Source organism: Azospirillum thiophilum, assembly GCF_001305595.1.
GTDB classification, from domain to species: Bacteria; Pseudomonadota; Alphaproteobacteria; order Azospirillales; family Azospirillaceae; genus Azospirillum; species Azospirillum thiophilum.
The window spans coordinates 634,051-643,055 of the sequence record NZ_CP012402.1; the positions used below are offsets into that span (position 1 = coordinate 634,051).

The 9,005-nt window shown below is 71.1% G+C and carries 5 protein-coding genes; 2 read left to right on the plus strand and 3 right to left on the minus strand.

Annotation, left to right across the window (positions count from 1 at the left end):
- The first annotated feature begins 31 nt into the window (after positions 1-31).
- Positions 32-1,141: a class II fructose-bisphosphate aldolase gene (gene fba / locus AL072_RS16605; RefSeq protein WP_045583124.1), complete on the plus strand. Its 1,110-nt coding sequence runs from the start codon at positions 32-34 to the stop codon at positions 1,139-1,141.
- Positions 1,142-1,174: 33 nt separating this feature from the next.
- Here the strand turns inward: fba and AL072_RS16610 are convergent, their stop codons facing one another.
- On the minus strand, positions 1,175-2,755 hold the full coding sequence (locus AL072_RS16610; RefSeq protein ID WP_045583405.1) for a hypothetical protein: 1,581 nt from the start codon (positions 2,753-2,755) through the stop codon (positions 1,175-1,177).
- Between the two features lie 320 nt (positions 2,756-3,075).
- On the opposite strand from AL072_RS16610, the gene AL072_RS33530 reads away from it, so the two are divergent.
- The gene (locus AL072_RS33530; protein WP_245636897.1) at positions 3,076-3,324 is read left to right on the plus strand and encodes a hypothetical protein; all 249 of its coding nucleotides are present in this window, start codon (positions 3,076-3,078) and stop codon (positions 3,322-3,324) included.
- Positions 3,325-3,434: 110 nt separating this feature from the next.
- On the opposite strand, the gene AL072_RS16615 is transcribed toward AL072_RS33530, so the two are convergent.
- Together AL072_RS16615 and AL072_RS16620 are read right to left on the minus strand one after the other, a co-directional pair.
- Positions 3,435-4,793 (minus strand): HlyD family type I secretion periplasmic adaptor subunit, encoded by a 1,359-nt coding sequence (locus AL072_RS16615; RefSeq protein ID WP_045583404.1) that lies wholly within the window; start codon positions 4,791-4,793, stop codon positions 3,435-3,437.
- 54 nt (positions 4,794-4,847) lie between these two features.
- On the minus strand, positions 4,848-8,954 hold the full coding sequence (locus AL072_RS16620; RefSeq protein WP_245636898.1) for a peptidase domain-containing ABC transporter: 4,107 nt from the start codon (positions 8,952-8,954) through the stop codon (positions 4,848-4,850).
- Between the last annotated feature and the right edge of the window lie 51 nt (positions 8,955-9,005).

Below are 9,005 nucleotides of genomic sequence, written 5' to 3' on the forward strand. Positions count from 1 at the left end.
CTCCCGCTCCCCGAACCCGGAGTCCCCCGCGATGGCCCTCATCTCCCTGCGACAGCTCCTCGACCATGCCGCCGGGCATGGCTACGGCGTGCCGGCCTTCAACATCAACAACATGGAACAGATCCAGGCGATCATGCAGGCGGCGGACGACTGCGCCAGCCCGGTGATCCTCCAGGCTTCCGCCGGGGCGCGCAAATATGCCGGTGAGCCCTTCCTGCGCCACATGGTCCAGGCGGCGGTGGAGATGTGGCCGCACATCCCGGTCTGCCTGCACCAGGACCATGGCGCCAGCCCGGCAGTCTGCCAACAGGCGATCCGTTCCGGCTTCACCAGCGTGATGATGGACGGCTCGCTGCTGGAGGACATGAAGACGCCGGCCGGCTATGACTACAACATCCGCGTCACCCGCCAGGTGGTCGAGCAGGCCCACGCCGTCGGCGTGTCGGTTGAGGGGGAGCTCGGCTGCCTCGGCTCGCTGGAGACCGGGCGGGCAGGGGAGGAGGACGGCTCCGGCGCCGCCGGCACGCTGTCGCGCGAACAGCTGCTGACCGACCCGGAGCAGGCGGCCGATTTCGTAGGGCGGACCGGCGTCGACGCGCTCGCCATCGCCATCGGCACCAGCCACGGCGCCTACAAGTTCAGCCGCCGCCCGACCGGCGAGGTGCTGGCCATCGACCGCATCCGCGCCATCCATGCCCGCATCCCCGACACCCATCTGGTGATGCACGGCTCGTCCTCGGTGCCGCAGGAGTGGCTGGAGATCATCCGCGCCCATGGCGGCAGCATCCGCGAGACCTACGGCGTCCCGGTCGAGGAGATCCGCGAGGGCATCCGCAACGGCGTGCGCAAGGTCAACATCGACACCGACATCCGCCTCGCCATGAGCGGCAGCCTGCGCCGCGCGATGATGACGCGGGCCGAGGAGTTCGACCCGCGCAAGTTCCTGGCCGAGGCGACCGCGGCGGCCCGCGCCCTCTGCCGCGAGCGCTTCGAGGCGTTCGGCTCGGCCGGGCAGGCGGAGCGGATCGCGCCGTTGCCGCTGGAGCGCATGGCCGCCCGCGCGTCGGCCGCCTCCGCCGCGATGGTGTTCGCCGCGCTGGAGCGGCGCTCCCCGGCCGGGGCCGCACTGCCGGGCCACTGACCGGCCGCTTATAAGGCGCTCAGGCCGGCGCCCTCAGGCCGGTGTCGGGCCGATGCCGCGCTGCTGGGCGGCGTCGAGCAGGCTGACCAGCTCCCCCGACACCCACCAGCGGCATTTGCGCCGTTCCTCGGTCGCGACCGTGACCACGCGCTCGATCAGCCGGTTCTCCCCGCCGGTCAGTTCGCGCCCGTCGCGCAGCGCGCTCTCGACGATGGCCAGCAGGGTCTTGTCGATGGCCGTCACCTCAATGGGATAGCCGGTCTCCTCCGCCAGCTCGCACAGCCGCGCCATCGCCGGCAGCGCGTCGTCCCGGCCATAGACGCCGATCTGGCGGAACAGCGCGGCCAGATGCTCGCCGATGGCCGGCAGCCACGGGTTGGAGGACGCGGCGATGCCGCGGCGGCGCAGGCGGTGGTTGAAGCTGTTGATGAAGCGCACCGGCTCGATCAGCGGCTGGGCCGAGGCGGTGGCGTTCAGCGTCAGCAGCCGGTGGCTCAGCACCGGCACCACCTCGCCCTCCACCAGCCCGGTGGTGCGCCCGACCGCGGTGGATACCGCCGCCCAGTTGCGGCCGCCGCGTTCGATGCCGAAGCCCTGCAGCGCGTCGTACCAGCGGAAGGCGCGCTCCGCCAGCCGCTCGGCCGTCTCGCCGGCGGTCAGCTGCGGCGGGGCGGGGCGGCCGAGATGCAGATCCTCCAGCTTCTGGCGCAGGCCCTGCCAGGCGAACTGCGCATGGCCGACCGCCGCCTCGACCAGCGACGAGTTGGGGAACAGCCCGTAGAGCGCCAGCGCCTGGTCGGGATCGCGCGACGCGTTGACCAGCGACAGGGCGTAGAGCTGGGCGCCGTCCGCTTCGCCGCCGCTGCCGATCATCCCGGAGACGCTGTGCAGGATGCCGATGGTGTCGCGCGGGCGCACCGTGCCCCTCCACAGGGCGGCATGCTCCAGCATCGCGTCCAGCATCGCCAGGTCGCCCATCGACAGCGGCGCCACCCCGCCCATCCTCCCGTTGCCCAGCCCGCGCTTGCGCAGCAGCGTCGCCCGCTCGGCGTTGGCGGTCGCCAGCAGCGGGCCGGCCGCGCCGCGCCGGCGCAGGACCGCCAGCGAGCCGGCGCGCAGCTCCTCCGCCCAGTCCGCCGCGGCGGGGGAGGCGAGCACGGCGTCCAGCGGATGTTCGCTTGCCCGCGCGGCGATGTCGGCCTGGACGCGCCCGGCCAGCTCGCGCAGGTGCGGCAGCAGGGCGAACCACCAGGCGCCGGCATCGACCACATGCATGCAGCCGGGTGGCCGCGCCTCGGCCAGCATCAGCGCGTCGGTGCGCAGCATCACCGGGTCGAACCAGCCGGTCCAGATGCGGCGGGCATGTTCGCTGCGCGGGCCGTTCAGCATGGCGACGATCAGCCGCCCGACCTCGATGGTCATCTGGTCGTCTTCCAGATGGCCGGCCTGCACCAGCTCGAACAGCTTGGATTTCTGCGCCCGGTCCAGCGGGGCCAGGATCGCCTTGACCTTGTCGAGGCTGTCGGCGGCCGGATCGGGCGCGCCGGTCTGCAAGGCGGCGCCCTGTATCGAGGTGCCCTGTATGGAGGCGCTGCGGTTGGGGCGGCCGGCCATGGCGTTCACGGGGCGTTCACGGGCGCTGCTGGATCAGCGGCGATTTTACGGACTGGCACTCATTATTGCTACTGGCATGTGGTGACGGATTCTGTCGAGCTGAATCAAGGGCTACCGCCCGACCGTAAGATTCGGTCGCCCCAACGCTCCGGATAATAACTTTCGATGCGGTTTCACCCCCGTCCCGGGAGTGTGGACTTCAAGGGTATGTCGAATACCGACTAAATTTAACTCATTTAAACGCTAAATCGTATCTTCACATCCACAGGCCGCCGCCCCATTATCCGTATAAGCAACGCGTCAGCATCCGAGGCGCCTTCATGTTCTCCCAGCAACTCGCCGCCACCGCACCCAGGTTGTTTCCCGCCATGACCGAAACCGGATCGTGCAAGGCCGAACGGGCTATGGATGAGTTCGTCGCCCGTCTGGCCGCTGCCGGCCTGCCGGATGACGAACGCGCCCGGGCCTATGAAGCGGCGCTCAAGCGGCTGATGGATCATCTGATCCACCGCGAAGGCTGGCTGGCCGAGGAGTTCTCCGGCCTCGCCCGGTCGCTCGGCGCCTTCTGAACGCACGACCGTCCCGACCGGCTTTTCCGCTGGCCGCCCGTCCCTCCCCGGACCGGCGGCCTTTTGCGTTCCGGTGCAGGCCTCCGCCTCCCCCGTGAAGAAGGCTCCCGTCACCGTTCGTTGAAGCTGTCCGACAGCGCGAAGTAGATCGGCTTCAGCAGATATTCCAGCAGCGACCGCTCGCCGGTGGTCATCTCGACCTGGGTGGTCATGCCGGGCAGCACCGGATGGTGGACGTCGTCGCGGCCGACATGGTTGCGGCTCAGCCCGATGATCGCCTTGTAGTAGGGGCGGTGCTGCTCGTCGAGGAAGGTCGAGGCGGAGATGCGCAGCAGCGTGCCGGGAATGGCGCCGTAGCGGGCGAAATCATAGGTCAGGACCTTCACCGTCGCCTCCAGCCCGACATGGAGCTGGCCGACGTCGCGCGGGGTGACATGGGCCTCCACCGTCATCTCATGGTCGACCGGCACGACCTGCATCAGCACGCCGCCTTCCGGCACCACGGCGCCGACGGTGTTGACGCGCAGGTCCTGCACCAGCCCGCGCACCGGCGACAGCACGGTCAGCCGCTGGGCGCGGTCGTCCAGCTTGGCGCGGGCCTCGCGCAGCTGCGCGATCTCGGCGGTGACGGTGCCCATCTCGGTCACGGCGTCCTGCGACAGCTTGGCCGATTGGTCGAGGATGCGGTTTCCGGCCTCGGTGATCGCCTGCTGGGTGGCGATGATCTGGCCCTCGATCCGCCGCTGCTCGCCCATCAGGCGCGACTGCTCGCGCTGGGTCTCCAGCGATTGCAGCTTGGACGACAGGCCCATCGATTCCAGCTTGTTGCGGATGTCGACCGAGCCGGTGATCAGCGTGATCTGATCCTTGATGCTGGCGAGCTGGCCCTCGTACAGCGCCAGCTCGGCCTCGCGCTGCGATACCTGGGAGCGCAGCACGGCGATGGCGGTGTCACGCGCCTGGCGCTGGGTGTCGTAGATCAGCTGCTGGTCGGCGACCTGCGCCTCCGCCTGCGCCGCCATGGGGGGCGCCGTGGGGGGCGCCATCTGGATGGCGTCGGCCGCGGCGGCATGGGCGAAGTCCGGCTCGCGCCCGGCGGCGAAGGCGCGCAGCCGCTCCGCCCGCAGGTCGAGCGTCAGCAGCCGGGCGTTCATCTGGTCGCGCTCGGCCTGGACCTGCTTGGGGTCGAAGATGACCAGCGGTTGGCCGGCCTCCACCAGATCGCTGTCCTTGACCAGGATCGACGCGACGATGCCGCCCTCCAGATGCTGGACGACCTGGGCGTTGCCGGACGGCACCACCTGCCCGGCGGTGACGACCGCCTCCTTGACCGGCATCAGCGTGGCCCAGGCCAGCAGGGCCGCCAGCAGCAGGACCAGCACGATGATGGTGGCGCGGACCAGCGACAGCGTCGCATCGTCGGCGCTGAGCGATTTGCCGGTGGGGCGGGCGAGGTCGGAAGCGGCCATGATGCGGTTCACACGGGGGGAATGCGGGGGAGGGAAGGCGGAAGGCTGTGCAAATCAGCGCGGCGGCGTGGCGGCGATGCCGGACGGGCGCTGGAGCGCCGCCCCGCCCAGCAACGCCCCGGCGATGCCGTTGGCGACGCTGTTCCCGCCTCCCGGACCGCTCCCTGGGCCGCCCCCTGGACCGCCGGGACGCGGGCCGGGCAGGCCGCCGGCCGGGGCGGCTGGGGCGATCATGCCTGCATCCATGGTCAGCACCGTGTCGGCCAGCGTCAGGTGGCTCGGCCGGTGGGTGACCAGGAAGATGGTGCTGTGGCCGCGCAGTGCGGCCAGCGCCGCCTGAAGCGCCTTGTCGCCCTCGAAATCCAGCCGGCTGGCCGGCTCGTCGAGCAGCAGGATGCGCGGCCGGCGGATATAGGCGCGGGCGAGGCAGATCTTCTGCGTCAGGCTGGGCGACAGGCGCAGCGACTGGTTGTCGCCGATGCGGGTGTCGAGCCCGCGCGGCAGCGCCTCCACCTCGTCCAGCGCCCCGGCCAGCGACAGCGCCCAGCGCAGCTCGGCATCGTCGGCGGTCTGGTCGGCGAAGCGCAGGTTCTGCGCCACGGTGCCGTAGAACAGCGTGCTGGCCTGCGGGACATAGCCGATCGACTTGCGCAGGTCGATCGGGTCCATCTGGCGGATGTCGACGCCGTCGATCCGCACATTGCCGGCCTGCGGGGCATAGAGCCCCAGCATGACCTTCAGCAGCGACGATTTGCCGGCGCCGTCCGGCCCGACGATGGCGACGATCTGCCCCGGCCTGACCGAGAAGGACACGCCGACCAGCGCCGGGTCGGCGTCGTTGCGGTAGCGCAGCGACACGCGGGAGAGGCTGACCTCGCCCTTCACCTTGCGCGGTTGCAGGGTGGCGCAGCGCGGCTCGCGTTCCGGCCGGATGCTCATCAGGCTGTTGATCTGGCGGGCGTTGGCGCGCAGCTGCTCGATGCGCGGCAGCATCGACACCGCGGTCTGCAACGGCACCATCACCCGCCACAGCAGCATCATCGACGCCATCAGGGCGCCCGGCGTCATCGTCCCGGCGAAGACCTGGAGCGCGCCGACGCCGACGGTGGCGAGACCCGCGACCGGCACCACCAGCCCGGCCAGCGAGGCATGGGTCGCCGACAGGTTGGCCGCGGCATGGCCCGACCGCGCGGTGCGGGCCGACAGCCGGTCGTAGCGGTCGCGCCAATGGGCCAGCCCGCCGATGGCGCGCAGCGCCGGCATCTTGGCGACCATCTCGACGAAGAATTCCTGGCGCTCGGTGTCGGCCCGCGCGGTCGTGCCGGTGCGGGCGCGCACCAGCGGATGGACGGCGGCGCCGATGCCGGCGGTCAGCAGCACGGCGGCCAGCGGCACCAGCGCCAGAGGCCCGCCCAGCACCGCCATCACCCCCAGGTAGAACAGGGCGAAGGGCACGTCGAACAGCGCCGCGACCTGTCCCTGGCTGATGAAGTCGCGGATCGATTCCAGATCCTTGACCCGGGCGATCTGGGTGCCGATGGCGGCGCGCTCGCTCATGCCGACCGGCAGCATCAGGATGCGGTCGATGGTGGCGTTGCTGATCGTCCGGGCGATGCGCGAGCCGGCATGGGCCAGCGCCCGGCCGCGGATCTGGCGCAGGGCGAAATCGCCCGCCACCACCAGCGCCGCCCCGACCGCGATGGTCGCCAGTGTGTCGAACGACCCGGTGGCGATCACCTTGTCGTAGATCGCCATGGTGAAGAGCGGCGCGGCGATCGACAGCAGGTTGATGACGGCGCTCAGGCCCAGCACCGCCCACAGCAGCGGCAGGAAGCCCTGGACGACCGTGCCGACCCAGTTCTGCGTCCCGGCGCCGGCCGCCGTCTCCAGCGGGGTGAAGACATAGGCGGTGCCCTTGCCGGTATAGAGCGTGACCGTGCTGTGCGACCGGCCGTCGAAGGCGGTGACGCCGCCGGCCTCGGCGGACAGCAGCGTCAGGACCGTGCCGTCGCGGCCGCGGAACAGACAGGGCAGCAGCGAGGCGTCGAGGCGGGCGAGGTCGACGCGGACGCTGCGCCCGTCGAAATGCAGGCGCTGGAGGACGTCGCACAGCTCCTCGACCGACTGCACCTCGGAGAAGTGGGGCAGGGCCTCGGCCAGGGTCTGCGGGGCGCCGCGCCAGCCCAGCGCGTCCAGCAGCGGGATCATGCAGGCGCCGACCGCCGAGGCCTGCGACAGCCGCCGACGCAGGGCATCACCGTCGTCATGCGCCGCCCGGATCGGCTCGGCACCGGGCTCGGCACCGGGCTTGGGAGCAGGATCCGCCGCGCCGCCGCCGCTCGCGACCAGCACCGGCTGCGCCCCAACCCCCACGGCGCCGTCCGCGCCCTGCTGGGGCCGGCTGACCGCGCGGCCGTCGACGATCTGCACCACCCGGTCGGCCAGCGTCAGCAGCGACGGGCGGCTGCTCACCAGCAGGATGGTGACGCTGCCGCGCATCTCCTCCAGCGCGCGGCGGAACACCTTGTCGGATTCGGTGTCGAGCGAGGAGTTCGGCTCGTCCAGCAGCAGCACCGCCGGCTCGCGGACCAGCGCGCGGGCGAGACAGATCATCTGCCGGGCGCCGCGCGGCAGCGCCTCCTGCGAGGCATCGCCGACGATGGTCTCATAGCCCTGCGGCAGGCTGGCGATGCGGCGGTCCAGCCCGAAGCGGCGGCACACCTCCATCGCCAGATCGGCCCGGCTCGGGTCGAACAGGGTCAGGTTCTGCAGGATGGTGCCTTTGAACAGCTCGGGATGCTCGCCGACATAGACGACGCCGCCGATGCCGGCCATGGCGTCGCCGCCCGCGTTGGCGCGCACCCCCACCCGCACCTCGCCCGCGGTCGGGCGCAGCACGCCCAGGATCAGCCGCAGCAGCGTGGTCTTGCCGGTCGAGTTGGTGGCGACCACGCCGAGGAACTCGCCGGGTCCGACGCTGAGCGACAGGTCGCTCAGGATTTCCGGCCCGCGGCCATAGGCGAAGGCGACCTTGTCCATCTCGATGGAGCCGCCGGCCAGCGCCGCCGCGACCTCGCCACCGGAGGCAGCCGCCATAGTGCCGGCAGTCGCGCCCGCACCGTCCGACCCGACCTCCAGCAGGACATGGCCGATGCGGCGCAGGGCGAGCGACACCGACTGGTAGCGCACCCAGCGGTCGAACAGCGCCTGCACCGGCTGGACGCAGCGTCCGGCCAGCATCGAGCAGGCGGTCAGCACGCCGGTCGTCATCGCCCCGTCGATCACCGACACGCTGCCGAGGATGACCACCAGCATCATGGTCGCCTGCGCCAGCGTGGTGGCGACGACCGAGGCGGAGCCGCTCAGCCGGGCGACGGCGAAATCCTCCTCGCTGCATCCCTGTTGCAACCGCTCGTGGCGGCGCAGCAGGCCTGCCTCCGCCCCCAGCCCCTTCACCGTGTGGACGCCGCCCAGCACCTCGCTGATGAAGTTCAGCCGGCGCTCTTCCAGCGTGTGGCGGCTTTCCAGCGCCCGGCGCATCTTCCGGCCCAGCACGGTGCCGACCACCAGGAACAGCCCCAGCACCGCCAGCGGGATCACCGCCAGCCAGCCGGCCAGCAGCGCGATCAGCCCGAGGTAGAGCGCCGCGAAGGGGATGTCGATCGCCGATTGCAGGGCCTGGCCGGCATAGAACTCGCGCACCGTCTTGATGGCGCGGTAGACCTCGAAATGCGTGCCGATGCCCTGCTGGGAAAAGGCGTTCAGCGGCATGTGCATCAGCCGGTCGATCAGCGCCGCGCTCGACTGGTGCTCGATCCGCGCCCCCATCCAGGTGGTCAGCGCCGAGCGTGCCACCCGCAGCACCGCCTCCATCACCGCCGCTGCGCCGCAGCCGATGCCGAGCAGCAGCATGGTGCCGTAGGACTCGTTGGGCAGGATGCGGTCATAGACATGCAGCAGCGTCACCGGCAGCGCCAGCCCGAAGACGTTCAGCGCGAAGGATGCCAGGATCAGCATCGAGCGGTCGCGGCGTGGCCCCAGCATGCCGGACAGCAGCCGGCGTGCGGCGGTCTCTGCGGCCCGGTCGCGGTCGGACGCGGCCAGTGCGGCAGCGCCGGCGGGCGGTACGGTACGGGAGGCGGACTGAGGAACGGACTGCAAAACGACCAACCTGTGCACAGGGTTAACCGGGCTCCCAATCAACACCACAAT

Bases quoted from the DNA above. Each gene is read 5' to 3' on its own strand.
- AL072_RS33530 (WP_245636897.1), top strand. From the start codon at position 3,076: ATGTTCTCCCAGCAACTCGCCGCCACCGCACCCAGGTTGTTTCCCGCC.
- fba (WP_045583124.1), top strand. From the start codon at position 32: ATGGCCCTCATCTCCCTGCGACAGCTCCTCGACCATGCCGCCGGGCAT.
- AL072_RS16610 (WP_045583405.1), bottom strand. From the start codon at position 2,755: ATGGCCGGCCGCCCCAACCGCAGCGCCTCCATACAGGGCACCTCGATA.
- AL072_RS16615 (WP_045583404.1), bottom strand. From the start codon at position 4,793: ATGGCCGCTTCCGACCTCGCCCGCCCCACCGGCAAATCGCTCAGCGCC.